21 protein-coding genes and 1 tRNA gene are annotated in these 25,250 nt (G+C 70.7%); 6 read left to right on the top strand and 16 right to left on the bottom strand.

Going from position 1 to position 25,250, the window contains the following annotated elements; all coding sequences use genetic code 11:
• Positions 1 to 471, top strand: a complete 471-nt coding sequence (locus tag QYS60_RS19540; protein ID WP_054373229.1) for a hypothetical protein — start codon at positions 1 to 3, stop codon at positions 469 to 471.
• A gap of 23 nt (positions 472 to 494) precedes the next feature.
• On the opposite strand, the gene prfA is transcribed toward QYS60_RS19540, so the two are convergent.
• The 8 genes from prfA to argS all read right to left on the bottom strand — a co-directional run bounded on the left by prfA (position 495) and on the right by argS (position 10,865).
• Positions 495 to 1,574, bottom strand: coding sequence for a peptide chain release factor 1 (gene prfA, locus QYS60_RS19545; protein WP_003935763.1), 1,080 nt, complete (start codon positions 1,572 to 1,574; stop codon positions 495 to 497).
• Between the two features lie 108 nt (positions 1,575 to 1,682).
• The gene (gene rpmE / locus QYS60_RS19550; RefSeq protein WP_003935764.1) at positions 1,683 to 1,916 is read right to left on the bottom strand and encodes a 50S ribosomal protein L31; all 234 of its coding nucleotides are present in this window, start codon (positions 1,914 to 1,916) and stop codon (positions 1,683 to 1,685) included.
• Between the two features lie 140 nt (positions 1,917 to 2,056).
• Entirely contained in the window at positions 2,057 to 4,063 is a 2,007-nt protein-coding gene (gene rho / locus QYS60_RS19555; RefSeq protein ID WP_371383979.1) for a transcription termination factor Rho, read from the bottom strand.
• Between the two features lie 353 nt (positions 4,064 to 4,416).
• The gene (gene thrB / locus QYS60_RS19560) at positions 4,417 to 5,346 is read right to left on the bottom strand and encodes a homoserine kinase (protein WP_003935244.1); all 930 of its coding nucleotides are present in this window, start codon (positions 5,344 to 5,346) and stop codon (positions 4,417 to 4,419) included.
• Positions 5,347 to 5,381: 35 nt separating this feature from the next.
• Positions 5,382 to 6,476, bottom strand: a complete 1,095-nt coding sequence (thrC, locus tag QYS60_RS19565) for a threonine synthase (protein WP_003935243.1) — start codon at positions 6,474 to 6,476, stop codon at positions 5,382 to 5,384.
• A complete protein-coding gene (locus QYS60_RS19570) occupies positions 6,473 to 7,783 on the bottom strand; it encodes a homoserine dehydrogenase (RefSeq protein WP_054373249.1) in 1,311 nt (436 codons plus the stop codon). Before QYS60_RS19570 ends, thrC begins: the two co-directional genes overlap by 4 nt.
• An 11-nt stretch (positions 7,784 to 7,794) precedes the next feature.
• Entirely contained in the window at positions 7,795 to 9,216 is a 1,422-nt protein-coding gene (lysA, locus tag QYS60_RS19575) for a diaminopimelate decarboxylase (protein WP_003935241.1), read from the bottom strand.
• Positions 9,213 to 10,865: an arginine--tRNA ligase gene (gene argS / locus QYS60_RS19580; RefSeq protein ID WP_371383980.1), complete on the bottom strand. Its 1,653-nt coding sequence runs from the start codon at positions 10,863 to 10,865 to the stop codon at positions 9,213 to 9,215. Before argS ends, lysA begins: the two co-directional genes overlap by 4 nt.
• A 180-nt stretch (positions 10,866 to 11,045) precedes the next feature.
• Between argS and QYS60_RS19585 the strand changes: the two genes are divergently transcribed.
• Positions 11,046 to 11,879, top strand: coding sequence for a DUF3105 domain-containing protein (locus QYS60_RS19585; RefSeq protein WP_371383981.1), 834 nt, complete (start codon positions 11,046 to 11,048; stop codon positions 11,877 to 11,879).
• A 1-nt stretch (position 11,880) separates the two neighbouring features.
• Positions 11,881 to 12,585, top strand: coding sequence for a DUF305 domain-containing protein (locus tag QYS60_RS19590; protein ID WP_371383982.1), 705 nt, complete (start codon positions 11,881 to 11,883; stop codon positions 12,583 to 12,585).
• Between the two features lie 55 nt (positions 12,586 to 12,640).
• Here the strand turns inward: QYS60_RS19590 and QYS60_RS19595 are convergent, their stop codons facing one another.
• Positions 12,641 to 15,031 carry a phosphoketolase gene (locus QYS60_RS19595; RefSeq protein ID WP_371383983.1) on the bottom strand — a complete coding sequence of 797 codons (2,391 nt, stop codon included), beginning with the start codon at positions 15,029 to 15,031 and terminating at the stop codon, positions 12,641 to 12,643.
• A gap of 244 nt (positions 15,032 to 15,275) precedes the next feature.
• Here QYS60_RS19595 and QYS60_RS19600 point away from each other — a divergent pair.
• Positions 15,276 to 15,348 (top strand) — tRNA-Arg (locus QYS60_RS19600).
• Between the two features lie 150 nt (positions 15,349 to 15,498).
• On the opposite strand, the gene QYS60_RS19605 is transcribed toward QYS60_RS19600, so the two are convergent.
• The 7 genes from QYS60_RS19605 to QYS60_RS19635 all read right to left on the bottom strand — a co-directional run bounded on the left by QYS60_RS19605 (position 15,499) and on the right by QYS60_RS19635 (position 23,169).
• Positions 15,499 to 16,668, bottom strand: coding sequence for an MFS transporter (locus QYS60_RS19605; protein WP_371383984.1), 1,170 nt, complete (start codon positions 16,666 to 16,668; stop codon positions 15,499 to 15,501).
• Positions 16,669 to 16,815: 147 nt separating this feature from the next.
• The gene (locus tag QYS60_RS19610) at positions 16,816 to 17,196 is read right to left on the bottom strand and encodes a limonene-1,2-epoxide hydrolase family protein (RefSeq protein WP_371383985.1); all 381 of its coding nucleotides are present in this window, start codon (positions 17,194 to 17,196) and stop codon (positions 16,816 to 16,818) included.
• A gap of 13 nt (positions 17,197 to 17,209) precedes the next feature.
• Positions 17,210 to 18,205: an MBL fold metallo-hydrolase gene (locus QYS60_RS19615; protein WP_289379142.1), complete on the bottom strand. Its 996-nt coding sequence runs from the start codon at positions 18,203 to 18,205 to the stop codon at positions 17,210 to 17,212.
• Between the two features lie 51 nt (positions 18,206 to 18,256).
• Complete coding sequence (locus tag QYS60_RS19620; protein ID WP_371383986.1) at positions 18,257 to 19,372, bottom strand: 3'(2'),5'-bisphosphate nucleotidase CysQ; 1,116 nt, start codon at positions 19,370 to 19,372, stop codon at positions 18,257 to 18,259.
• The gene (gene cysC, locus QYS60_RS19625; RefSeq protein ID WP_371383987.1) at positions 19,369 to 21,204 is read right to left on the bottom strand and encodes an adenylyl-sulfate kinase; all 1,836 of its coding nucleotides are present in this window, start codon (positions 21,202 to 21,204) and stop codon (positions 19,369 to 19,371) included. The genes QYS60_RS19620 and cysC overlap by 4 nt, the downstream gene beginning before the upstream one ends.
• Positions 21,204 to 22,121 (bottom strand): sulfate adenylyltransferase subunit CysD, encoded by a 918-nt coding sequence (cysD, locus tag QYS60_RS19630; protein ID WP_371383988.1) that lies wholly within the window; start codon positions 22,119 to 22,121, stop codon positions 21,204 to 21,206. The genes cysC and cysD overlap by 1 nt, the downstream gene beginning before the upstream one ends.
• Before the next feature lie 133 nt (positions 22,122 to 22,254).
• Positions 22,255 to 23,169, bottom strand: coding sequence for an IclR family transcriptional regulator (locus QYS60_RS19635; protein WP_371383989.1), 915 nt, complete (start codon positions 23,167 to 23,169; stop codon positions 22,255 to 22,257).
• Between the two features lie 83 nt (positions 23,170 to 23,252).
• Between QYS60_RS19635 and QYS60_RS19640 the strand changes: the two genes are divergently transcribed.
• Positions 23,253 to 24,419, top strand: a complete 1,167-nt coding sequence (locus QYS60_RS19640) for a hypothetical protein (RefSeq protein WP_371383990.1) — start codon at positions 23,253 to 23,255, stop codon at positions 24,417 to 24,419.
• Positions 24,416 to 25,216, top strand: coding sequence for an SDR family oxidoreductase (locus tag QYS60_RS19645; protein ID WP_371383991.1), 801 nt, complete (start codon positions 24,416 to 24,418; stop codon positions 25,214 to 25,216). The genes QYS60_RS19640 and QYS60_RS19645 overlap by 4 nt, the downstream gene beginning before the upstream one ends.
• The last annotated feature ends 34 nt before the right edge of the window (positions 25,217 to 25,250 follow it).

Consider the following 25,250-nt stretch of genomic DNA (forward strand, 5'->3'; position numbering starts at 1 on the left):
GTGACGAAGTCGAAATCCACGGTTCGGGCAGCGTCCGTCGCCGCACTCGGCGCCGCCGGCGCCCTCGCGGCGCCCGGACTCGCGTCCGCGTCGCCGATCGACGTCCAACCCACCCCGCTGCTCTGCAGCTACGTCGCGCCGGTCCACAGCGTGACCGAGACGGACAGCGACGCCCTCGAGGAGGGTCGGTTGTTCTTCGCGGTCGGCGAGCAGAAGGCGCAGAACGGGCAGCTCAACTGGGTCAACACGGCCACCTGGCAGACCGGGGGCGCTTCGTTGACCGCATCGCCGCAGAGCAGCGACGTCCCGATCGCGCTGCTGGACACCGGGCCCGGCACGGTCGTGTCCGCCGTCTGGGGACCGCATCAGAACGCGAAGGGCGAGAACTGCTTCCTGCTTCCCGGCATCGACATCTCGCAGGTGCCCGGGGACGACGACCCGGGTGACGAGCCCGGCGAGCCCGCTCCGTAACGGACCGGTACCCGGCTCACGTGTCATTCCGCCGTGAGCCGGGCCTCCCGGTCGGCCGTGCCCAGCGCATCGAGCAGGGCGTCCATGTCACCGTCGAGCACCGCGTCGAGGTTGTGGGCCTTGAAGCCGATGCGGTGATCGGTGATCCGGTTCTCGGGGAAGTTGTAGGTGCGGATGCGTTCGGAGCGGTCCACCGTGCGCACCTGGCTGGCCCGTCCCGCGGACGCCTCCGCCTCGGCGGCCTCCTCCGCCGCCGCCTGCAGCCGCGCGGCGAGGACCTGCATCGCCCGTGCCTTGTTCTGCAGCTGGGACCGCTCGTTCTGGCAGGTGACGACGATGCCCGTGGGCAGATGCGTGATGCGCACCGCCGAGTCGGTGGTGTTGACGCCCTGGCCGCCCTTGCCGGATGAGCGGTACACGTCGATCCGCAGATCCGACTCGTCGATCTGGACTTCCTCGACCTCGTCCGGCTCGGGGTAGATGAACACGCCGGCCGCGGAGGTGTGCACGCGGCCCTGGGACTCGGTGACGGGGACGCGCTGGACGCGGTGCACGCCGCCCTCGAACTTCAGGCGGGACCAGACGCCGTCGCGCACATCGCTCTTCGACTTGATCGACAGCGTCGCGTCCTTGTAGCCGCCGAGGTCGGAGATGGTCGCGCCGAGGACCTCGACGCGCCAGCCGGCCCGTTCGGCGTACCGGATGTACATGCGGGCGAGGTCGGCGGCGAACAGCGCGGACTCCTCGCCGCCCTCCCCCGACTTGACCTCGAGCACGACGTCGTCGCCGTCGTGCGGGTCACGCGGGGCGAGCAGGTCGGTGAGGGTCTTGTCGAGCTCGCCGACGCGTTCTTCGAGTGCCGGCACCTCGGCGGCGAACGCGGCGTCGTCCGCGGCGAGTTCCCGCGCGGCCTCGAGATCGTCGCGCGCGGCTCGCAGCTTGGTGTAGGTGGCCATGACGGGGGCGAGCTCGGCGAACCGCTTGCCGACCCTGCGTGCTGCCGCCGGGTCGTTGTGCAGCGCCGGGTCGGACAGCTGCTGCTCGAGTCCGGCGTGTTCGGCCAGGATGTCGTCGATGGCCGACGGCTTGGTCTGCCCCGCCATGTGATTCGCTCCACTCGTCCGTCGTGCCGGTCCGTGCCGCGCACGGATCCGGAGAAAAAGCCGACGCCCGGCCTGTGACTGAGACAGAACCGGGCGTCGGTGAGACAGCTACTGGTCGGCAGCGTCCTTCTTGGAGGTGCGCTTGCCGTAGCGAGCCTCGAAGCGGGCGACGCGTCCGCCGGTGTCGAGGATCTTCTGCTTGCCCGTGTAGAACGGGTGGCACTGCGAGCAGACCTCGACGGTGATCCGTCCCGACTCCGCGGTGCTGCGCGTCTCGAACGTGTTCCCGCAACCGCAGACGACGGTGGTCGTCCCGTAGTTCGGGTGGATTCCTGCCTTCATGGTGTCCCTTTCGTGGCCGCCGGGTCGCCTTCGCGGATCGAAGACGTGAACCGGGACCGGACTGAGCTGTTCGATTATGCCAAACGCATGCCCGGGACGAGAAATTCCGTCCCGGGCATGCCCCGCCGCGGCTGCGGCGATCAGTCGTCGAGTGCTCCCGGCGCCGTCTTCGACACCTGCAGGAGGAACTCGATGTTGCTCTTGCTCTTCTTGAGCCGGTCGATGAGCAGATCGATGGCCTGGTGCGAGTCCAGGCCGGAGAGCACGCGGCGCAGCTTGTGCACCACCGCGAACTCGTCCGGGCTCATCAGCAGCTCGTCCTTGCGCGTGCCGGAGGGGTTGACGTCCACCGCCGGGAACACGCGCCGCTCGGCGATCTTGCGGTCGAGCTTGAGCTCGGCGTTGCCGGTGCCCTTGAACTCCTCGAAGATCACGGTGTCGCCCGTCGAACCCGTCTCCACCATGGCCGTGGCGATGATGGTGAGCGAGCCGCCGTTCTCGATGTTGCGAGCCGCGCCCAGGAACCGCTTCGGCGGGTACAGGGCGGTCGAGTCGACACCACCGGAGAGGATGCGGCCCGACGCCGGCGACGAGTTGTTGTACGCGCGGCCGAGCCGGGTGATCGAGTCGAGCAGGACGACGACGTCGCGACCCTGCTCGACGAGCCGCTTGGCCCGCTCGATGGCCAGCTCGGCGACCGACGTGTGGTCCGACGGCGGGCGGTCGAAGGTCGAGGCGATGACCTCGCCCTTGACCGAACGCTGCATGTCGGTGACCTCTTCGGGCCGCTCGTCCACCAGCACGACCATCAGGTAGCACTCGGGGTTGTTGGTCGTGATCGCGTTCGCGATGTCCTGCATCACCGTCGTCTTGCCGGCCTTCGGCGGCGAGACGATCAGAGCACGCTGGCCCTTGCCGATCGGCATGATCAGGTCGATCACGCGGGTGGTGAGGATGTTCGGGGTGGTCTCGAGCCGCAGCCGCTGGTTCGGGTACAGCGGGGTGAGCTTGTTGAACTCCGGGCGACGCTTGGCGACCTCGACGTCGCCGCCGTTGACCGTGTCTAGCCGGACCAGCGGGTTGAACTTCTGCCGCTGGTTGCCCTGCTCCCCCTCACGCGGCACGCGGACCGCGCCGGTGATGGCGTCGCCACGGCGCAGGCCGTTCTTGCGCACCATGTTCATCGAGACGTACACGTCGTTGGGACCGGCCAGGTACCCGGAGGTCCGGACGAACGCGTAGTTGTCCAGGACGTCGAGGATGCCGGCGACCGGCTGCAGGACGTCGTCCTCGCGGATCTCGGGCTCGCGGGTGTCGCCGCCGGCCTCACCGCGGTCGCGTCCGCGACGACGCTCACGGAAGCGGCGACCGCGGCGACCGCGGCCGTCCTCCTCGTCGCCGCCACGGCCGTCCTGACGGGGCCCCCGGTCTTCACGACCGCGTTCGCCCTGGTCACGCTGTTCCCGCTGAGCCTCGCGCTGGTCCCGCTGACCGTCCCGCTGAGCCTCGCGCTGGTCCCGCTGACCGTCGCGCTGAGCCTCGCGCTGGTCCCGCTGACCGTCGCGCTGGCCGCGTTCCCGCCGTCCCTCGGAGGGTTCGGCCTTCTCCTCGGTCTTCTCCTCGGCGCGCGGCTTCTCGTCGGTCCGCACCTGGGCGGCTTCCTTCGGGGCCTCGACCGTCTCGGCGGTCTGGTCACCGCCGCGGCGACCGCGACGCTGGCGACCACGGCGACCGCCCTCGGCCTCGCCGTCGGCGGGCTTCTCCGGCGCCGCCGTCGTCGCGGCCGGCGCAGCCGCGGCCGGCTCGGCGACGGCGGTCGTGGAAGCAGTGTCCTGGGCAGCGCCCCGGGCGCGACGAGTCCGCGCCGGCCGGGCCGGCTGCTCCGCCGCAGGGGCCGGCTCGGCGGCTCCGCCGCTCTGGCGCTCCTTGATGGCGGCGATCAGATCGCCCTTACGCATCCCGGAGGTTCCCTTGATGCCGAGTTCGGCCGCGAGAGTCCGCAGCTCGGCCAGCACCATGCCGGAGAGACCGGCGCCACGCCGGCCGCCGGCGCGCGGTGCAGTCTGTGCAGGATCGGTGGCCTGCGCTCCCGCGGACGAATCCGTGGTATCGAGAACAGGCGTAGCGATCAGGTCCGTATCTGTCACGGAGATCCTTTCCTTCCCTCACTCGCGCCACGCAGAGTCGAGGGTTCGTTCCAGATCTGGCGTCGATCTGGGATTGCCGTACGTGTTCACGGATCGAACGGTCGGCACGTCCGCCATCACGCCATCCTCCGGCAGATGCGGTCGGTCCGTCTTCCCGAAACGATGTCAGGAGAGGATCGATCCAGGATCGATCGCCCCGATGGATCTGGAGTGAATGCCCTGGAAAGCCAGCGACGGAAACGCACGACGTGCGGACTAAGCACAGAATAGCGACGAACTGTACGTTGAGCAAGGAGAACCCCCGGACGTGTCGCCGAGGGTCGGCACCCGACCCGGCAGGCCCTGGGACTCGGTCACACGACCTGCACGCCGTCCGCGACATCGAGTTCGAGCACGGTCATGTCGTCCGCCTCCGCGGCCGCCCGCAGGTCCGCGGGGAACGGCTCGGTCGTCAGGGCGAGCACCGTGGGGCCGGCACCGGAGACCGCGGCGGGGATCCCCGCGGCGCGCAGGGTCGCGATCCACTTGGTGGTCGCCGGCAGCGCCGGCGCGCGCTGCGCCTGGTGCAGGAGGTCCTCGGTCGCCGGCATCAGCAGGTCCGGACGCTCCGTGAGGGCGACGACGGCGAGCGCCGCGCGGCTGACGTTGAACGCTGCATCGCGGTGCGGTACGAGATCCGGGAGCAGTCCGCGGGTGTGGGCGGTGGACGAGCGCGACGACGGCACCAGCACGACGACCCGCACCGTCGGGTGGACCGTGAGCGGCACCGCGCGGTACGTGCGCTGCTCGTCGCCGACGGTCGATTCGCACCACGACACGACCGCCCCGCCCAGGATGCTGGCGGAGGCATTGTCCGGGTGGCCTTCGAATTCGGAGGCGAGCTGGACGAGCTGCGACTCGCCGAGCACACGCTCGGGCGCCACCTTGCGCACGAGCCCGTTGGCGGCCGCCAGACCCCCGACGACCGCCGACGCCGACGAACCCAGTCCGCGCGAATGCGGAATAACGTTGCGGCACAACACGTCCAGGCCGTCCGCCCACACACCGGCGGCTTCGAGGCCGCGTTCGACCGCCCGCACCACCAGGTGCGACGGCCCCCACGGCACCTCTTCGGCGCCCTCGCCCTCGACGCGCACCTCGAGACCCGATGCGGTTGTGGTGACCGTGATCTCGTCGTACAACCCGAGGGCCAGCCCGAGCGAATCGAAACCCGGTCCCAGATTCGCACTCGAGGCCGGGACCCGGGCGGTCACGGAGATCCCGACGGGCAGCGTCTGCGTCATGTCGTCTTTCCCAACGGAGGAGGGCGCGGCCGTCACTAGGCCAGCTCGAGCGCTGCGGCCACCGCGACCGGGTCGACCGGGATCGGCTCCACCTGGGGCATCCCGAGCAGTGCCGTGTCGGGATCCTTCAGACCGTTGCCGGTGACGGTGCACACGACCTTCAACCCGGAATCGAGCCAGCCCTCCTTGCGGGCGGCGAGCAGACCGGCGATCGAGGCGGCGGACGCCGGTTCGACGAACACACCTTCGGTGGCGGCGACGAGCCGGTACGCCTCGAGGATCTCCTCGTCGGTGGCCGCCCGGAACGCGCCCCCGGACTCCTCCTTGGCGGTCACGGCGCCGTGCCACGACGCCGGGGCGCCGATCCGGATGGCGGTGGCGATCGTCTCCGGGTCCTTGACGGGGGCACCGTGCACCAGCGGCGCCGCGCCCGCGGCCTGGACACCGAGCATGCGGGGCTTGCGGGTGGTCAGACCGTCCGCGAAGTATTCCGTGTAGCCGCGCCAGTAGGCGGTGATGTTGCCGGCGTTGCCGACCGGCAGCACGTGCACATCGGGCGCGTCGCCGAGCGCGTCGGCGATCTCGAACGCCGCGGTCTTCTGGCCCTCGATGCGCACGGGGTTGACGGAGTTCACCAGGCCGATCGTGGGGAACTCGGCGGTGGTCTTGCGGGCGAGCTCGAGGCAGTCGTCGAAGTTGCCCTGGACCTGGATGATCTTCGCGCCGTACATGACCGCCTGGGCCAGCTTGCCCATCGCGATCTTGCCGTCCGGGACCAGCACCGCGCAGCCCATGCCGGCCTTGACGGCGTATGCGGCCGCGGACGCGGAGGTGTTGCCGGTGGAGGCACACAGCACAGCCTGCTGGCCACGGGCGAGGGCGTCGGTGACGGCCATCGTCATGCCGCGGTCCTTGAACGAGCCGGTCGGGTTCAGGCCCTCGACCTTCAGGTGGACCTCGCAGCCGGTCAGCTCCGACAGGTGTGCGGCCGGCAGCAGCGGGGTGCCGCCCTCGCGGAGGGTGACGGTCTTCCAGTTGTCACCGATCGGGAGCCGGTCGCGGTACGCCTCGATCAGACCCGGCCACGGGGTGTGCACGGGGGTGGCGGTGTTCTTCTCGGGCGCGCTCATTCGGCGGATCCCTCCAGTCTCAGGACGCTGGTCACAGCGATCACGGATTCGAGTTGGTCGAGCGCTGCGACGGTGTCCGACAGCGCCTTGTCGGTGGCGCAGTGCGTCAGCACCACGAGGCGGGCGCCCTCACCGGCGCCCTCCTGGCGCACGGCGGCAATGCTCACGTCCCGCTTGGCGAACTCGGCGGCCACCGCCGAGAGCACACCCGCCCGGTCCGCGACCTGCAGGTTGACGTAGTAGCGGGTGACGATGTCGCTCATCGGGGCGATCTCGAGGTCCGCGTACCGTGATTCCCGCGGCCCACGGCCCCCGTGCACCCGGTTGCGGGCAGCCATCACCAGGTCGCCCATCACGGCGGACGCGGTGGGCGAGCCGCCGGCTCCCTGGCCGTAGAACATCAGGCGTCCCGACGCCTCGGCCTCGACGACGACCGCGTTGAAGGCGCCGTTGACGGCGGCGAGGGGATGCTCACGCGGCACCAGCGCCGGGTAGACGCGCGCCGAGACCCGGTCCCGGCCGTCGGTGGTGATCCGCTCGCAGATGGCCAGCAGCTTGACGGTGCAGTTCAGTGCCCGCGCGGTGGTCAGGTCGGCGGCGGTGATCTTCGAGATGCCCTCGCGGTAGACGTCGCCGGCGGTGACGCGGGTGTGGAACGCGATCGAGGCCAGGATCGCGGCCTTGGATGCGGCGTCGAAGCCCTCCACGTCCGCGGTGGGGTCGGCCTCGGCGTATCCGAGCCGGACCGCCTCGGCGAGCGTCTCGGCGTAGTCGGCGCCGGTCTCGTCCATGGCCGAGAGGATGTAGTTGGTGGTGCCGTTGACGATGCCGAGGACCCGGTTCACCTTGTCACCGGCCAGCGACTGGGTGAGGGGCCGGATGACGGGGATGGCGCCCGCGACGGCCGCCTCGAAGTACAGGTCCACGCGCTTGGCCTCGGCGGCCTCGGCGAGTTCGCCGGTGTACTCCGCGAGCAGCGCCTTGTTGGCGGTGACCACGGACTTGCCCGAGTCGAGAGCCGCGCGCACGAGCTTGCGCGGCAGCTCGATGCCGCCGATGACCTCCACGACGATGTCCACGTCGTCGCGGGTGATCAGGCCCTCGGCGTCCGTGGTGAGCAGGTCCTGTGGGATGCCGCGGTCGTCGCGGACGGTGCGCACGGCCACCCCGCGCAGCTCGAGCGGCGCACCGATGCGCGCCTCGAGATCGGTGGCATCGTCGCGAATGATGCGCACGACCTCGGCTCCGACGGTGCCGTGCCCGAGCACAGCCACACCGATCGGGCGCTGCCCCGGTTCGCTGGTCACCGCTTCGGTCGTCACTCCGTAACCTCCAAGCTGAGCAGATCTTCCACGGTTTCCCGACGCAGGACGACGCGGGCGGCGCCGTCCTTGACCGCCACGACGGCGGGACGGGGCAGCAGGTTGTACCTGCTGGACATCGAGTAGCAGTATGCACCGGTCGCTGCGACGGCCAACAGGTCGCCGGCTTCGAGGTCGGCGGGCATCCAGGCATCGCGGATGACGATGTCGCCGCTCTCACAGTGCTTGCCGACGACGCGGGACACGACCGGTTCGGCGTCGCCGGCCCGCGACACCAGGCGGGTCTCGTACTCGGCCTGGTACAGCGAGGTGCGGATGTTGTCGCTCATGCCGCCGTCGACGCTGATGTATCGGCGCATCTGGTGTGCGCCCACCGCGACGTCCTTGATGGTGCCCACCTCGTAGAGGGTCACGGTGCCGGGGCCGGCGATGGCGCGTCCGGGCTCGACCGCGAGGGTCGGTTCGGGCAGACCGGCGAGGGTGGACTCGGTCTGCACGATGTGCCGCAGCTTGGCGGCGAGTTCCTCCACGGGCGGCGGGTCGTCACTGGGCACGTAGGAGATGCCGAGGCCGCCGCCGAGGTCGACGATGTTCATCTGCGCGGTCTTGTCGACGCCGAACTCGTCGACGACGTCGCGCAGCAGGCCGATGACCCGGTGCGCCGCGAGCTCGAATCCGTCGACGTCGAAGATCTGCGAGCCGATGTGGCTGTGCAGGCCGACCAGGCGCAGGTGATCGCTCGCGAACACCTTGCGGACGGCGGCCATGGCCACCCCGCCGGCCAGCGACAGGCCGAACTTCTGGTCCTCGTGCGCGGTGGAGATGAACTCGTGGGTGTGCGCCTCGACGCCGACGGTGACGCGGATCAGCACGTCCTGCACGACGTCGAGTTCGCCGGCGACCGCGTCGAGCAGGTCGATCTCCGACATGGAGTCCAGCACGATGTGCCCGACGCCCGCGGCGACGGCGGTCCGCAGCTCGGCCACGGACTTGTTGTTGCCGTGCATGGCGATCTTCCCGGCGGGGAACCCGGAACGCAGCGCGACGGCGAGCTCACCGCCGGTCGAGACGTCGAGGGACAGGCCCTCCTGGTCGACCCAGCGCGCAATCTCGGTGCACAGGAACGCCTTCGACGCGTAGTGGACCTTCGCGCCCGGCCCGAACGCGGCCGCGATCTCCCGGCACCGGGAGCGGAAGTCGTCCTCGTCGACGACGAAGAGCGGGGTGCCGTACCGCTCGGCGAGTTCGGTGACGGGCACACCGGCGATCGTCACGACGCCGTCGTCGCCGCGCCGGGCGTTGCGTGGCCACACGTTCGGGTGCAGCAGGTTCAGTTCGGCGGCGTTCGCCGGCCGCTCGGTCAGGCCCGGTGCGTGCGGGATCTCGGCGTGCCGGGGACCGGCGGGGTGCGCGTTCACATCCGCTCCGGGGCGCTGACGCCGAGCAGTCCGAGTCCGTTGGCCAGTACCTGGCGGGTCGCCGCGCACAGCGCGAGCCGCGCCGTGTGCAGCGGTCCCGGCTCCTCGTCGCCCTGCGGCAGGATGCGGCACGAGTCGTAGAAGCGGTGGTAGGCGCCGGCGAGCTCCTCGAGGTACCGCGCGACGCGGTGCGGTTCCCGCAGTTCGGCGGCCTTGGCGAGGATGCGGGGATACTCGCCGATCGTGCGGATCAGCTCACCCTCGCGCTCGTGGTCGAGCAGCGACAGGTCGGCGCCCTCGGCGCCGAGGCCGAGCTCCGCGGCGCCGCGCCCGATGGACGAGAGCCGGGCGTGCGCGTACTGGACGTAGTAGACCGGGTTCTCGTTGGTGGTGCTGGCCCACAGCTCGAGGTCGATGTCGATGCTCTGATCGACCGACGACCGCACCAGCGCGTAGCGGGCCGCGTCGACGCCGATTGCCTCGACGAGGTCGTCGAGGGTGATGACCGTGCCGGCGCGTTTGCTCATCTTCACGGCGACGCCGCCGCGCACGAGGTTGACCATCTGCCCGATCATCACCTCGACGGTGTCCGGGTCGTCACCGAACGCGGCGGCGGCGGCCTTGAGGCGGCCGATGTAGCCGTGGTGGTCCGCGCCGAGCATGTAGATGCACAGGTCGAAGCCGCGCGACCGCTTGTCCTGGAAGTAGGCGATGTCCCCGGCGATGTAGGCGGCGTTGCCGTCGCTCTTGATGACGACGCGGTCCTTGTCGTCGCCGAAGTCGGTGCTCTTGAGCCACCAGGCGCCGTCCTGGTGGTAGAGGCTCCCCGAGGTCTTGAGCGTCTCGACGGCCTTCTCCACGGCGCCCGACTCGAACAGGGAGTTCTCGTGGAAGTACACGTCGAAGTCGACACCGAACTCGTGCAGGGTGCGCTTGATGTGGGCGAACATCAGGTCCACGCCGATCGAGCGGAACACCTCGTGCCGTTCGGCCTCGGGCAGCGCGAGCGCGTCCGGGCGCTGCTGCAGCACGGCCTGTGCGATGTCGACGATGTACGCACCGGCGTAACCGTCCTCCGGCGCGGGCTGCCCCTGCGCCGCGGCGATGAGCGACCGGGTGAACCGGTCGATCTGGGCGCCGTGGTCGTTGAAGTAGTACTCGCGGGTGACGTCGCCGCCCTGGGTGGTGAGGATCCGGCCGAGCGCGTCCCCGACCGCGGCCCAGCGGGTGCCGCCGAGGTGGATCGGGCCCGTGGGGTTCGCGGAGACGAACTCGAGGTTGATGCGGGTTCCGGCCAGCGTGTCCGCGTTGCCGTACGCGGCCGCCTGGGTGAGCACCTGGGCGACGATCGCGCCCTGGGCGTCGGCGGCGAGACGGATGTTCAGGAAGCCCGGTCCGGCCACCTCGGCCGACTCGATGCCGTCGGCGGCGGTGAGGGCCTCGGCCAGCCAGCCCGCGAGTTCGCGCGGGTTGACGCCGGCCTTCTTCGCGACCTGCATCGCGACGTTGGTCGCGTAGTCGCCGTGCTCCGGGTTGCGGGGCCGCTCGACCGTCAGGGTCTCGGGCAGGACGGACACGTCGAGGTCACGCTCGGCGAGCACCCTCGCAGCGGTTCCGTGGAGCAGTTCGGCAAGGTCGGCAGGAGTCACGGGTCTCTATCCTATTGGCTCCGCCTTCCCCGTCGTGACGCCGGTCCGGCCTGTTGCCGCGGTCACCGCCCGGCCGCCGCGGGGACGTCCGTGCACCGTCCGCCCGTAGAGTTGACAGAGCACGCGCGGACCGAGCGTTGTGCGCCCCCTGTTGTCCATCCGTCGAAAGAGCACCCAACGATGCCCAGCGGTTCGGTAAGTGGCGGTTCCGGCAAGAAGTCCGGTGCCAAGTCTGCGAAGGCGATCAAGGCCGCCCAGAAGAAGAGCGGCGGTCGCGGTCTGCCCAAGCAGCGGCAGATCCCGTGGCTTCTGATCGGTGGCGTGGTCGCGGTGGTCGCGCTGGTCGCGGTGATCGCCGCCAGCATCATCCCGAAGTACCAGGACTCCCAGGCGCTGGCGGCGTGGACGCCGTCCGAGTCGAATCAGGATCCGTCGACCGCGATCGAGGGGGTCGTGACGGTCGACTACCCCGCCGGTCAGCACATCGGGGCCACGCAGCGCGTGGCGTACGACCAGAGCCCGCCGTTCGGTGGGCCGCACGACGCGATCTGGGCCACGTGCACCGGCACCGTGTATCCCGAGGCGATCCGCACCGAGAACGCCGTGCACTCTCTCGAGCACGGCGCGGTATGGATCACCTACAACCCCGACCTGGTCGATCAGGCCGGCGTCGATGCGCTCGCGGCGAAGGTGGACGGCAAGTCCTACCTGATGATGTCGCCCTACCCGGGGCTCGACTCCCCGATCGCCCTCCAGTCGTGGGGGCATCAGCTGAAGGTGGACTCCGCCGACGACGAGCGGATCGATCACTTCATCGCGTCGCTGCGGCTCAACCGCTACACCTACCCGGAGGTCGGCGCGAGCTGCTCCACCCTGCCCGGCTCGTTCGACCCGAGCAGCCCCCCGCCGTTCGATCCCTCGGCGCCGGGTCCGGACGCGGTGCCGATGGACGGCGGCACGGTGGACGGCACCGAGCAGGTGCCGGCCGACATGCAGGCCCCGGCGGGGAGCTGACATGACGGACGGCACCGTCACCGCCGGCACGGGCCGGCGCACGACCGGTCTGATCCTGGGCCTGGTCGCGGCCGTCGCGATCGGGTTCCTGCTCGGATTCCTCGCACGTATCCCGCTGGAGGACTCGCAGCCGGCGGCACCGGACGCCGGCTCCGTGGACGTCGGGTTCGCGCAGGACATGACCGTCCATCACAACCAGGCCATCGAGATGTCCGCTGTGGCGCTGACGAAGTCGGACGACCAGCGGGTACGCAACCTGGCGTACGACATCCTCACCACCCAGCAGAACCAGGTCGGCCAGATGCAGGGCTGGCTTTCGCTGTGGGGGCAGCCGCTGCTGCCTGCCGGGGACTACATGACGTGGATGACCGAGGACTCCGGCCACGGCCACGGCGACGCGAGCCACGCGAGCGGCGATGGGCACACGGCCGGGGCAGGGACCGCCCGGATGCCCGGTATGGCGACGTCCGAGGACCTGGCGAACCTGCGCGGCGCCACCGGCCCGGAACTCGACGTGCTGTTCCTGCAGTTGATGCTGCGCCACCACGAGGGCGGGCTGCCGATGATGGAGTACGGCGCGCAGTACGCGGGCCAGCCGGCGGTGCGAACCCTGGCGCAGACGATGGTCGACACCCAGACCAGCGAGTCGGAGCTCATGACGGCGATGCTCGCGGAGCGCGGTGCGCAACCGCTGCCCATGAACTGACCGTGCGGACCCGCACGACGGGGGACGTCCCATCCGGGTCGTCCCCCGTCCGCATCTACCGTCCGGACCGGCCCCACTCCCAGTCGCGGATGTCGGGCATGTCCTCACCGTGGGTGCGGATGTACTGGTGATGCTCGACGAGCCGGTTCTTCAGGTACTCGCGCGCATACGCGGCGATCGGATGCAGGCGCGGCACCCGGTCGACGACGTCCATGGCGAGGTCGAACCGGTCGATCTGGTTGAGCACGCACATGTCGAACGGTGTGGTGGTGGTGCCCTCCTCCTTGTACCCGCGCACGTGGATGTTGTCGTGGTTGGTACGCCGGTAGGTCAGTCGGTGGATCAGCCACGGGTAGCCGTGGTACGCGAAGATCACCGGCTTGTCGGTGGTGAACAGCGAGTCGAATTCGCGGTCGGACAGCCCGTGCGGGTGTTCGGTGTGGTCCTGCAACCGCATCAGGTCGACGACGTTCACGACGCGGATCCTCAGATCGGGGAACCACTCGAGCAGGATCTCGACGGCGGCGAGGGTTTCCATGGTGGGCACGTCGCCCGCGCAGCCGAGCACCACGTCGGGTTCGGCCCCCTGGTCGGTGCCGGCCCAGTCCCAGATCCCGATTCCCTTGGTGCAATGCACGATTGCCGCGTCCATGTCGAGGTACTGCAGCTGCGGTTGCTTGCCGGCGACGATCACGTTGACGTACTGCCGGGTGCGCAGGCAGTGATCGGCCACCGACAGCAGGGTGTTCGCGTCCGGCGGCAGGTACACGCGGATCACGTCGGCCTTCTTGTTGACGACATGGTCGATGAAGCCCGGGTCCTGGTGCGAGAAGCCGTTGTGGTCCTGCCGCCACACGTGCGAGGTGAGCAGGTAGTTCAGCGACGGGATCGGCCGGCGCCAGTCGATGCCGTTGGTGGTGCGCAGCCACTTGGCGTGCTGGTTGAACATCGAGTCGACGATGTGGACGAAGGCCTCGTAGCAGGAGAAGAAGCCGTGCCGGCCGGTCAGCAGATAGCCCTCGAGCCAGCCCTGGCAGGTGTGCTCGGAGAGAATCTCCATCACCCGTCCGTCGGGGGCCAGACGGTCGTCGTCGGGCAGGATGCGGGCGTTCCAGGTACGTGCGGTGGCCTCGAGGACCGGACCGAGCCGGTTGGAGTTGTTCTCGTCCGGGGAGAACACGCGGAAGGTGCTCGTGTTCTCGCGCATGACGTCGCGCAGGAAGGTGCCGAGCACGCGGGTCGATTCGACGCTGCCGGTGCCGGGCGCCTCGACCGGCACGGCGTAGTCGCGGAAGTCCGGCAACGCCAGGTCTCGTACGAGCGGTCCGCCGTTGGCATGGGGGTTGGCGCTCATCCGCCGCTCGCCCGCCGGGTGCAGGTCGCGGATCGCGGGCACGGGGGCACCACGGTCGTCGAACAGTTCCTCGGGCCGGTAACTGCGCAGCCACTCCTCGAGAATCTTGCGGTGGCTGTCGTCGTCGCGGGCATTGGCGAAGGGCACCTGGTGCGAGCGCCAGTACCCTTCGACCGGGAGACCGTCGACCTCCTTCGGTCCGGTCCAGCCCTTCGGGGAACGCAGCACGATCATCGGCCAGCGCGGTCGCTCGGTGACCCCGTCGTGGCGGGCGCGGCGCCGGATCTCGAGTATCGCATCGAGGCAGTGGTCCAGGGCCGCCGCGAACGCCTGGTGCATGCGCTCGGGATCGGAGCCCTCGACGAATACCGGATCGTGGCCGTAGCCGCGGAGCAGGTGCTCGAGTTCCTCGTGTTCGATGCGGGCGAGGACGGTCGGATTGGCGATCTTGTACCCGTTCAGGTGCAGGATCGGCAGCACGGCGCCGTCCCGGCGCGGGTCGACGAACTTGGTGGAGTGCCAGCTGGTGGCCAGCGGCCCGGTCTCGGCCTCGCCGTCGCCCACCACGGCAGCGACGATCAGGTCCGGGTTGTCGAACGCGGCCCCGTAGGCGTGCGACAGGGCGTACCCGAGCTCGCCGCCCTCGTGGATGGATCCGGGTGTCTCGGGAGCGACGTGGCTGGGGATCCCCCCGGGGAACGAGAACTGGGTGAACAGGCGCGCCATGCCGTCCGCGTCCCGGGAGATGTCCGGATAGATCTCGCTGTAGGTGCCCTCGAGCCAGGCCGCGGCGACGGGCCCGGGACCGCCGTGCCCGGGACCCATCACGTACATCATGTCCAGCTCGCGGGCGGTGATCGTGCGGTTGAGGTGGGCATAGACGAAGTTCAGCCCCGGGGTGGTGCCCCAGTGCCCGAGCAGCCGGGGCTTGATGTGCTCGGGACGCAACGGCTCGCGCAGCAGCGGGTTGCCCATCAGGTAGATCTGCCCCACCGACAGGTAGTTCGCGGCTCGCCACCAGGTGTCGAGCGCAGCGAGCTCCTCGCGGCTCAGCGGTCCGGTGCGGGTTGCCGTGTCGGGTCCTGCGTCCACGTACGGTCCTCTCCTGCAGGTGTGTGTGTGTCCGGTTTCGTGTTCGAGCCTGCCCCGCGCGGGTGGCCCACGCCGGCCGTTCCGGGAAACACTCGCCGAAGAGTTCCTCCCGGACGGCGCGTCCGTGCCTGCCGGATACCCGAGGAGCGCCGGAGAAACCCCCTCCGACCAGGCGATGTGGCGTATCGCCGACAATGCGCTACGCTAACTCCCGCCCCACCGAGCAACCGGTGGAGTCCGGAACGCCCTCGTAGCTCAGGGGATAGAGCGCTTGCCTCCGGAGCAAGAAGTCGCAGGTTCGAATCCTGCCGAGGGCACCCTGGGAACGGCCCCGCGTCGCAGTGCGACGCGGGGCTTTCCCGTTCTGCGGCCCGAACCTGGCGCAGGACGTCGAGACCAGGTGTTGTGAAATGCGGACTCGTCACGAAGCAGGGTGTACGCATCGGCCACGCCCGGAGATTCCGTGTTCATCGTCCGATGCCCCCGACTGCCGCCGCTTGCGAGAACCCGTACAGCATCAGCGCCACCGCGCTGAGCAGTGACACCGCCGCGGTGACGACGAGCAGCGACCCCAGACCGAGGGCGGGTATCACAGCACCGGCGAGAGCCGGTGCTGCGACCGAGCTGAGGGCCCCCACGACCAGGCAGGCTGTGAACGCCGCACCGGCGCGCTCGGGTACCAGCTCGGCGGTCCAGACCGCGAGCACCGCGGATCCTGTCATGTACCCCATGCCGAAGATGCCCGCCGAGGCTGCGGTCGCGGCTACGGAGCCACCGGCCAGCCCGAGCAGCACCAGCGCCGCACCGACCGTTGCGAGGCACAGCGCGGCGACCCGGACGCTGCCCAGTCGCTGCGCGAGGGTTCCGGTCGCCACCCCCACCATGCCGGTGAGACCGACGGCCGCGTAGAGAGCCGGGACGGCCGCCGCCGGGAGGGTGCCGCTGTCCAGGACGTCGGCGGCATAGGTGAAGTAGACGACCACGACCGCGAAGTAGACAACGGAGTACGCTGCCGGGACCCGAAGCGCTGCCACCAGCGAGGAGGCTCCGGGTCGTGCCTCCGGGTGCGGGGCCGGCCCGGTCCGCGGCACCAGGCGCAGGTTCACGAGTGCGGCGGCCACGGCGGCAAGGGCGATTCCGGCCCAGACCAGGCGCCACGAGCCCACCGCGGCCAGGACGGCCAGCGCGCCCAGCAGTACCAGTCCGCCGCTGGTGCCGGTGGTGATGATCGCCAGCGCTCGGGGCTGCTGCCGCGAGGGCACCGATCGGGTCACGATGTCGGAGTAGGGCGCCCAGACCCAGCCACCGGCGCTGCCGGCCAGGACGACACCGACGGCGAGCAGCCCCGGGGACTGCGCGAAAGTCACGATCACCGCCCCCGCGGCGCCGCAGGCCCCGCCCACTGTCGTCGGCGCGCGCGACCCACGGCGAGCGGCGAGCCGTCCGGCGAGCAACAGACCGGCCAGGTAGCCCGCAAACGTTGCGCTGGCGACGAGGCCGAGCACCAGCTCGGAGAGCCGCAGGTCTTCCCGGATGTCGGGCAGTGTCAGGCCGTAGGCGTAGCGGGCCATGCCGAAGGCGACTCCGACCACCGCAGCTCCGGCCAGGCCGATCCGCCCGCCTGGGGAGAGCGTCATGAATTCCCCTTCATGCCGTGGGCCCGGCTACGTCACGGACCCCGGCCCGACTCCCGGGAGCATCGACACTCACTGCGTGCATGCACCGACCCTCCCACGGCCGGATCAACCTCGGTCACCTGCGGCCGACGACCGCGAGATCGGGTGTCAGTCCGCCGGATCCTGCTGGGCGGCCGCGGTGATCGGCGCCATGTCGAAATAGTCGCGCCAGCCGGCGATCCTGCCGTCGACGACCTCGAAGGCCCCCATCACCGGCAGCTCGACGGTCCGTCCCCCGAGCGTGAACACGTCGACCCGCTCGTTGAGCACCACGCCGCCGTGAACGGCCTGGTATCGGATGCGGAAATCGATGCCGCCGAACGAGGCGACGAACCCGGCGATGAACTCCTCGATCGCCGCGCGCCCACGCACCGGTTCCATCGGAATGTTGTGGTAGACGGCGTCGTCGGTGAAGTAGGACGCAAGCACGGCCGGGTCGGGATCGGCCCAGCGGCGGCAGAATTCGGTGACGAGCTCGTCGGGGGTCATGCGGTTCCTTCCGTCAGGCCCGGGCGAAGCGCGCCGGGTCGGTGCCCGGGACCTGGCGCGCGCGGCCTCTCTCGATGAGGTGCCGCACGTGCGCCGAGGCCTCGGACAGCGCCATCTGCTTGCCCGTGGGCGGAGTCTGGTCCCAGGGGCGGTACCACGTCATCCGCTCGGCAGCCTGCCACAGCGTCAGCTCCTCGTCGCCGAAGGCGGCGTACAGATCGTCGAGGCGTCGTTCGTGATGCTCGACGAGGGCACCGGTGCGGGCCGCGAGGTCGTCGATCGGCTGCCGGTGCGCGGGCAGGGTGCGCCGGGCCGGGAGCGTGCCGACGGCGCGTAGCGAGTCGATGAACTCGCCGAGGGCGTCGCGTTCGGCGAGCGGGAAGTCGAAGTCGCCCACGTGTGGGGTCGTGGTGGCCAGGACGTGGTCGCCGCTGAAGAGGATGTCGTGTTCCTCCAGGTAGAAGCAGGCGTGGCCGGGCGTGTGCCCGGGGGTGAACACCGTGCGCAGGGTGCGGCCGGCGAGCGCGATCCGCTCGTCGGTGGCGAGCTTGCGGTCGGGATGAACGTCCGGCTTGCCGGTCGCGCGTTCCCCACTCGCCCGCTCGAGATAGACGGCGATCTGGTCGTCGGGAGCCCCGGCGCGGCGCCACTGCTCGGCCTCCCACTCGGCGTTGCCGTCGCCGGAGGTCATGAGCTCGAGCTGGCCGAAGTCGTCCTCGTGCATGCCGACCCAGCAGCCCGACGCCTCCCGGATCCGGCCGGTCAGGCCCACGTGGTCGGGATGGAAGTGCGTGACGACCACTCCCTCGACGTCCGCGACTGAGGCACCGACGGAAGCGAGGCCGTCCTGCAGCGCGGTCCAGGATGTGTCGTCGTTCCAGCCGACGTCGACGAGGACCAGTCCGCGCGGCGACTCCATCGCGTACACCTGGGTGTCGCCGACCGGCAGGTCGCCGACCGGGACAGGGATGCGGAAGATGCCGTCGCCGATGTCGCAGGCGTGGTCCATGGGTCCTCCAGGCACTAGATCGTTAGCTCGTCTATGAACACAAACAGTAAACTATTTGGGTTCGTGCGGCTCGATGATCGCCACGATCGAGCGGATCTCGCCCGCGGGGATGGCGAAGTGCTCGGTGACCGCCACGGTGAGGACGGTGTCCCCGGCGTCGAGGTCGAGCAGGAACCGCGCGACGACGTTGTCGTCCCATTCGCGGAACGTCAGCTCCCGCACCCGCCGGATCGGGCGGTACTCGGGGCCGTGCTCGAGCCGGTCCCGGATCTCGATGCCGGTGTCCCCGGTGCGCACGCCGTTCTCGACCCGCCACGCGTCGGCCGCGAGCCGGACATGCGATGCGTCGTGACTGACGAGGGAACGGATGTAGGAGCGGGCCATCGCGACGCGGGCGCTGTCGGTGGGGGCGCCGGCATGCTCGGCGATCGCGGCCATCAGGGCCGGCGCCCAGTCCGGTCGGCAGATCACCAGATCCGGCAGGTAGGGGTGGGGGCGGTTGTATTCGAGTTCGCTGCCGTCGATGCGGGCGCAGTACAGCCCCGCGGCCTGCGCGACCCCCACCGGCGCCGCGGAGTCCCACTCCCACTGCCCGCCGGCATGCACGTAGGCGTCGACGTCGCCGCGCACCACCGCCATGGCCTTGGCCCCGGCGGAACCCATCCGCACCACGTCGGCGCCGAGGGCGCGGGCGACGTCCGCGACGAACACCGGCGGCCGGCTCCCGCTGACGACGATGCGGGGCCGTCGGCCGGCCAGCGGCCGCAGTTCGGCACGCCCGACGTCCGCGGTGCCGTAGACGGCGCCCACGGCCGGCTGCGCGACCGCGGCGGCGGTGATACCGCGGCCGGCCTCCCACAGGGCGATGTGCACGGCCCAGTCCTCGTGGTCCGGCATGCCGTACTCCTTGGATCCGTCGAGCGGGTCGACGATCCACACCCGCTTCGCGTGCACCCGCGCCGGGTCGTCGGCGGATTCCTCCGAGAGCACCGCGTCGGCGGGGCGTTCGGCGGCGAGCCGCTCGAGGATGAAGGCGTCGGCGGCGCGGTCGCCGTGGCGGCCGAGTTCGCGACCGGTGAGCGCGTCGGCCTCGGCCGCGCGGACGGTCAGCAACAGTTCTCCTGCAGCGGTGGCGATCTCGGCGGCGAGGGCGGCGTCATCGGTCATGGGGCCAACAATTCCATGATCAGTCCGGCCTGCGCGAGCGGATCGCCGTCCTGGGGCCGCAGCACCAGTTCGGGGCCGGTGGGTGGCTCGTAGGGGTCGTCGATGCCGGTGAATCCGGTGATCTCCCCGGCCCGGGCCCGCGCATACATGCCCTTCGGGTCGCGGGCCTCGCAGTCGGCGAGCGGGGTGTCGACGAACACCTCGAGGAACGGCAGCCCGGCCTGCCGGTGCTGCTCGCGGATCCGGTCCCGGTCGGACCGGTACGGGCTGATGAGCGCGCAGATCGTCACCAGGCCCGCGTCGGCCATCAGCTGCGCCACCGCACCCACCCGACGGACGTTCTCCGCGCGGTCCTGCGGCCCGAAACCGAGGTCGGAGTTGAGGCCGTGCCGCAGGTTGTCCCCGTCGAGCCGGTAGGCCGGCACCCCGGCCGCGAGCAGCCGCCGCTCGAGCGCCGCGGCGACGCTGGACTTGCCCGACGCCGACAGGCCGGTCAGCCACACCGTCGCTCCCCGCGAGAGGCGTTCGGCGCGGGTCGCCTCCGCCGCGTGCCACACGACGGGGGCGGTGGCGAGGGTGGGGCCGGTGATCATCCCGGCGGCGACGGTGCTGCCGGTCGCGTCGTCGACGAGTACGAAGCTGCCGGTGGTCCGGTTGCGCCGGTAGGGGTCGAACAGCACGGGGCGGCGGGTCCGCAGCTGCACTCGCCCGATCTCGTTGAGGGTCAACGACCGTGCCGCCCCGTCGCGGTGCAGGGTGGTCACGTCGAGCCGGTAGTCGAGCCGGACCACCTGGGCGGCGGTGGCGTTGGTGGTGTGCAGCAGGGTGTAGGTGGCGTCGGGCGCGAGACCCGGGCCCTCGGCGAGCCAGCACACCATCGCGTCCAGCTCGTGCCCGACGAGCGGCCGGTTCCCGGGGCGGCACAGCATGTCGCCGCGTCCCACGTCGAGGTCGTCCTCGAGCTCGAGGCACACGGCGCTGCCCGCGAAGGCACTCGGCACGGGGTCGCCGCCCGGGCCGTGGACGGCGCGCACCCGCGTGCCGTAGCCCGACGGCAGCACCAGCACCTCGTCGCCGGGAGCGAAGACCCCGCTCGCGACGGTGCCCGCGTAACCGCGGAAGTCGCGGTGCTCGCCGTGCCCGGGACGGATCACGTACTGGACGGGAAAGCGCGCGTCGATGAGGTTGCGGTCGGAGTCGACGTGCACCTGCTCGAGACGGTGCAGCAGCGAGGCACCCTCGTACCAGGTCATGGCGGTGGTGCGGTCGACGACGTTGTCGCCGAGCAGCGCCGAGACCGGCACGAACGTCAGGTCGTGGATGTCGAGTTTGGCTGCGAACGTGGAGAATTCGGCGCAGATCTCGTCGAAGCGCTGCTGTGACCAGTCGACCAGGTCCATCTTGTTGACGCACAGCACGAGATGGGGGACGCCGAGCAGGCTGGCGAGGAACGCGTGCCTGCGGGTCTGCTCGACGACGCCCTTGCGGGCGTCGACGAGGATGAGGGCGAGGTCGGCGGTCGAGGCGCCGGTGACCATGTTCCGGGTGTACTGCTCGTGGCCGGGAGTGTCGGCGACGACGAAGGCGCGGTGCGGGGTGCAGAAGTAGCGGTGGGCGACGTCGATGGTGATGCCCTGTTGCCGCTCCGCCCGCAGCCCGTCGGTGAGCAGCGCCAGGTCGGGGGTGTCCATGCCGCGCTCGCGGCTGGTGCGGGCGACGGCGTCGAGCTGATCCTCGGGCACGGCCTTGCAGTCGTGGAGCAGCCGGCCGATCAGTGTGGACTTGCCGTCGTCGACGCTGCCGGCGGTGGCGATGCGCAGCAACCGGGTCATCAGAAGTAGCCTTCCTTCTTGCGGTCTTCCATCCCGGCCTCGGAGATCCGGTCGTCGGCGCGGGTGGCGCCGCGCTCGGTGACGCGGCTGACCGCGACCTCGGCGACCACCTCGTCGGGGGTGGCGGCGGTGGATTCGACGCAGCCCGTGCACGTCGCGTCGCCGACCGTGCGGAACCGCACCATCGCCTCGCGCGGCTCGTCGCCCGGCAGGAGCGTGAGGAACTCGTTGAGCGCCAGCAGCATTCCGTCGCGCTCGACGACGGTCCGTCGATGGGCGTAGTAGAGCGGCGGCAGCTCGACGTGTTCGTCGCGGATGTAGTTCCAGATATCGAGCTCGGTCCAGTTGGACAGCGGGAACACGCGGATGTGCTCGCCGCGGCGGTGCCGGCCGTTGTACAGCTGCCACAGTTCGGGGCGCTGCGCCTTCGGGTCCCACTGACCGAACTCGTCGCGGAAGGAGAACACGCGCTCCTTGGCGCGGGCCTTCTCCTCGTCGCGCCGGGCACCGCCGAACACCGCGTCGAAACCGCCTTCGCGGAGGGCGCGCAGCAGCGTCCGGGTCTGCAGCCGGTTGCGGCTCGCATGCGGACCGACGTCCTCGACGACCCGGCCGGCGTCGATGTCGTCCTGCACCGACGCGACCAGCAGCCGCACCCTGTGGCGGGCCACCTCGGCGTCGCGGTAGGCGAGGACCTCGGGGAAGTTGTGGCCGGTGTCGATGTGCAGCACCGGGAACGGGATCGGCGCCGGCCAGAATGCCTTGGCTGCCACGTGCAGCATGACCGCGGAGTCCTTGCCGCCGGAGAAGAGCAGCACGGGACGCTCGAAGGTGGCCGCCACCTCCCGGAAGATGTGCACGGACTCGGCCTCGAGGGCGCGCTGCAGGGGCAGTTCGTACGACGGCGTGAGGGTCATCGCGGCTCCAGCTCACGAGCGTCGGTCCAAATATGTACCGACTCGGTCGGAAGGTTCGCCCCGAACGATAGAACGAGTTTCAGTTCCGGGTCAACGCCCCCGCCCGGCGGCTATGCGGCGCAGGGCTCGGCCGTCATCGGCTCGGGCGACGCCCGCCGAGCTCGCGCGTGACGGCTTCGGCGGTGGCCACGAGCGCGGCCCCGCGCCGTGCGATCTCCCGATTGGCCAGCGTCGCGCCCACGTGGAGCGTGAGCACGACCGATTGGCGCCCGTCCGCGTCGTGGACGGGCGCGGCGAGCAGGTTCACCGGGTGCTCGGCGTCGTCCGGTTCCGCGCCGGTGAGCAACACGCGCTCCCCCAGGCTGGACACCATCTCCCCCAGCAGTTCGCGCAGCTCCGCCGGGAGGTCGTGCGCCGCCACCCCGGCCATCAGCGCATGCAACCGCCGTCCCCCGGCGGTGAGCGACTCGACCAGGTACCCCGCGGCGCGGCACTCGGCGACCACGTCGCGCAGGCGCTCCCGGTCCAGCCGCACCGGCAGCGTCGGCTCGCGCGCCAGCCACAGCTCGAGCCGCTCGTCGGAGTCCCACAGCACGTACATCAGCCCCACCGGCGGCGCGAACGGGTACACCTCCCCCACCCTCGCCCCGGCGCCGGCCGGATCCGGCCCGGCGACGTCGAGGACCGCGATGCGGTCGCCCACGACGGCCGACGCGGCGCAGGTGGCGCCGAACTCGGCGCCGAGCGCGGCCAGGTGCCGGTGGGTGACAGGGCCGACGGCGAAGCCGCGCTGCGCGGCCCGGCCCGCGACGATCAGCGCGGGACCGAGCCCGTACGACCGGTCGGCGGGATGACGCATCAGGTAGCCGGCGTCGGTCAGCGCGGTCAGGATTCCCAGGCACGTCGGTTTGCTCATGCCCAGCCGGCGCGCCAGCTCGGAGAGCCCGAACCGGGCCTCCGGGTGTGCGACCAGGTGGTCGAGGACCTGCACGACCCGCTCGGTCGGTGGCGAACGCCGAGCGGACGACGGCGCGGCGGCCTCGGTCATTGACGCCTCCTTGGAACACGTTCTATCGTCGCTGCACCAGGAGCCTACCGCACCGGTACATATTTGAACCGCAAGGAGATCGTGTGCTCACCGATCCGCTCACGTCCGCCATCACCGAGGCCGAGAAGCTCGTCGCGACGGCGCCGCACATCCGCACCGAGCAGGACCTGATCGAGGGGTACCGCTACCTCGCCGGCGGGATCGCCGCCTGCGTGCACGCCGCGTGGGCGGTCGAAGCGCCCCATCCCACGTTCGTCACCGGCACCGGCCCCTACACGAAGATGGGGCTCGACAACCCCGACACCCTCTACTGGGGTGCGCGTATCCGCGACGACGCCGAGTACGTCGTCACCGGTCGCCGCGGCACGACGTGCGACCTGAGCTTCCAGGTGCTCGCCGGCAACTACACCGACGCCCAGGTGCCCGGCAATGTCACCGCGTTCGACGACCGCGAACTGCGCGTCGCCGACGACGGCACCTTCGAGGTCCGGTTCGGCCCCGGACCCGCAGTCCCCGGGAACAACTACTTCACCCTCACCCCCGGTTCGTCGCAGCTCGTCGTCCGGGAGGTCTACAGCGACTGGTCCCAGCGGCGCGGCACCCTGCGCATCGACCGGCTCGATGCGCTCGGAACCCCGCCCCCGGAACCGACCCACGACGATGCCGCCGCCCGCTACCGGCGCGCCGGGAGAGCGCTGGTGTCGCGGGTGCAGACGTGGCTGCAGTTCCCGCAGTGGTTCTACCTCGACCTGCCGGTCAACACGGTCACCGCGCCGCGGCCGACGCCCGGCGGCCTGGCCACGCAGTACTCGTCCGTCGGGCACTTCGAACTGGGCGACGACGAGGCGATGATCCTCACCGTGCCCGCCTCCGATGCGCCCTACCAGGGCTTCCAGCTGGGCAGCCTCTGGTACATCTCCCTCGACTACGTCCACCACCAGACCTCGCTGAACAATGCACAGGCCCAGGTGGATCCGGACGGGATGATCCGCATGGTCGTCTCTGCCCGCGATCCCGGCGTCGCCAACTGGGTCGAGACCCTGGGCCGCAGCCGCGGCTTCCTGCAGTTCCGCTGGCAGCGGCTCGCCCGCGAACTCACGGTCGCGGACGGCCCGACCGCCGAGGTGATCCCGTTCGACGACGTGCCCGCGGCACTTCCGTTCCTCGACCGCAACCGCGTCACGCCCGAGCAGTGGGCCACGCGGATCGCCGCCCGTCAGACCGCGATCGCCGACCGGATGCTCGGGTGAGCGCCGTGACCACCCCGAGCCCCCTGCTCACCGGACAGGTCGTCGTGGTCAGCGGTGTCGGGCCAGGGCTCGGCCGCGCCCTCGCGGTGCGGTGCGCCGAGCACGGTGCCGACGTCGTGCTCGCCGCCCGCACCGCCGCCCGCCTCGAGGACGTCGCGGCCGAGGTCACCGCCCGGGGCCGGCGCGCGGTTTCGGTCCCGACCGACATCACCGACACCGACTCCGCATCCCGGCTCGTCGAGACGGCCCTCCGCGACTTCGGCCGGGTCGACACCCTGGTCAACAACGCGTTCTCGGTGCCCTCGATGAAGCCGTTGGCGCGCACCGACTTCCAGCAGATCCGCGACAGCGTGGAACTGACCGTCCTCGGCGCACTGCGCCTGACGCAGTTGTTCACCGAAGCCCTGACCGCGACGAAGGGCTCGGTGGTGAACATCAATTCGATGGTGCTGCGGCATTCGCAGGAACGTTACGGCAGCTACAAGCTGGCCAAGTCGGCTCTGCTGGCGGTGTCGCAGTCCCTCGCCACCGAACTGGGCCCCCAGGGTATCCGCGTCAATTCCGTTGCCCCCGGCTACATCTGGGGCGAGACCCTGAAGGGGTACTTCGAGCACCAGGCGGACAAGTACGGCACCACCGTCGAGCAGATCTACCAGCACACCGCGGCCGGCACCGATCTCAAGCGCCTGCCCACCACCGAGGAGGTGGCCGACACCGTGATCTTCCTCGCCTCCCCACTGGCCCGGGCCGTCACCGGCCAGTGCCTGGACGTCAACTGCGGCGAATACCACCACTGAACAGCCGTGGGGGGGGGGGGGGGGGGGGGGGGGG

It is taken from the genome of Rhodococcus sp. GXMU-t2271, assembly GCF_041414735.1.
Classification (GTDB): domain Bacteria; phylum Actinomycetota; class Actinomycetes; order Mycobacteriales; family Mycobacteriaceae; genus Rhodococcus; species Rhodococcus indonesiensis.

Excerpts from the sequence above, each read along its gene's own strand:
- prfA (WP_003935763.1), bottom strand. The coding sequence starts at position 1,574 with ATGGCGGGGCAGACCAAGCCGTCGGCCATCGACGACATCCTGGCCGAA.
- rpmE (WP_003935764.1), bottom strand. The coding sequence starts at position 1,916 with ATGAAGGCAGGAATCCACCCGAACTACGGGACGACCACCGTCGTCTGC.
- thrB (WP_003935244.1), bottom strand. The coding sequence starts at position 5,346 with ATGACGCAGACGCTGCCCGTCGGGATCTCCGTGACCGCCCGGGTCCCG.
- thrC (WP_003935243.1), bottom strand. The coding sequence starts at position 6,476 with ATGAGCGCGCCCGAGAAGAACACCGCCACCCCCGTGCACACCCCGTGG.
- QYS60_RS19585 (WP_371383981.1), top strand. The coding sequence starts at position 11,046 with ATGCCCAGCGGTTCGGTAAGTGGCGGTTCCGGCAAGAAGTCCGGTGCC.
- QYS60_RS19590 (WP_371383982.1), top strand. The coding sequence starts at position 11,881 with ATGACGGACGGCACCGTCACCGCCGGCACGGGCCGGCGCACGACCGGT.
- QYS60_RS19605 (WP_371383984.1), bottom strand. The coding sequence starts at position 16,668 with ATGACGCTCTCCCCAGGCGGGCGGATCGGCCTGGCCGGAGCTGCGGTG.
- QYS60_RS19610 (WP_371383985.1), bottom strand. The coding sequence starts at position 17,196 with ATGACCCCCGACGAGCTCGTCACCGAATTCTGCCGCCGCTGGGCCGAT.
- QYS60_RS19615 (WP_289379142.1), bottom strand. The coding sequence starts at position 18,205 with ATGGACCACGCCTGCGACATCGGCGACGGCATCTTCCGCATCCCTGTC.
- QYS60_RS19620 (WP_371383986.1), bottom strand. The coding sequence starts at position 19,372 with ATGACCGATGACGCCGCCCTCGCCGCCGAGATCGCCACCGCTGCAGGA.
- cysC (WP_371383987.1), bottom strand. The coding sequence starts at position 21,204 with ATGACCCGGTTGCTGCGCATCGCCACCGCCGGCAGCGTCGACGACGGC.
- cysD (WP_371383988.1), bottom strand. The coding sequence starts at position 22,121 with ATGACCCTCACGCCGTCGTACGAACTGCCCCTGCAGCGCGCCCTCGAG.
- QYS60_RS19635 (WP_371383989.1), bottom strand. The coding sequence starts at position 23,169 with ATGACCGAGGCCGCCGCGCCGTCGTCCGCTCGGCGTTCGCCACCGACC.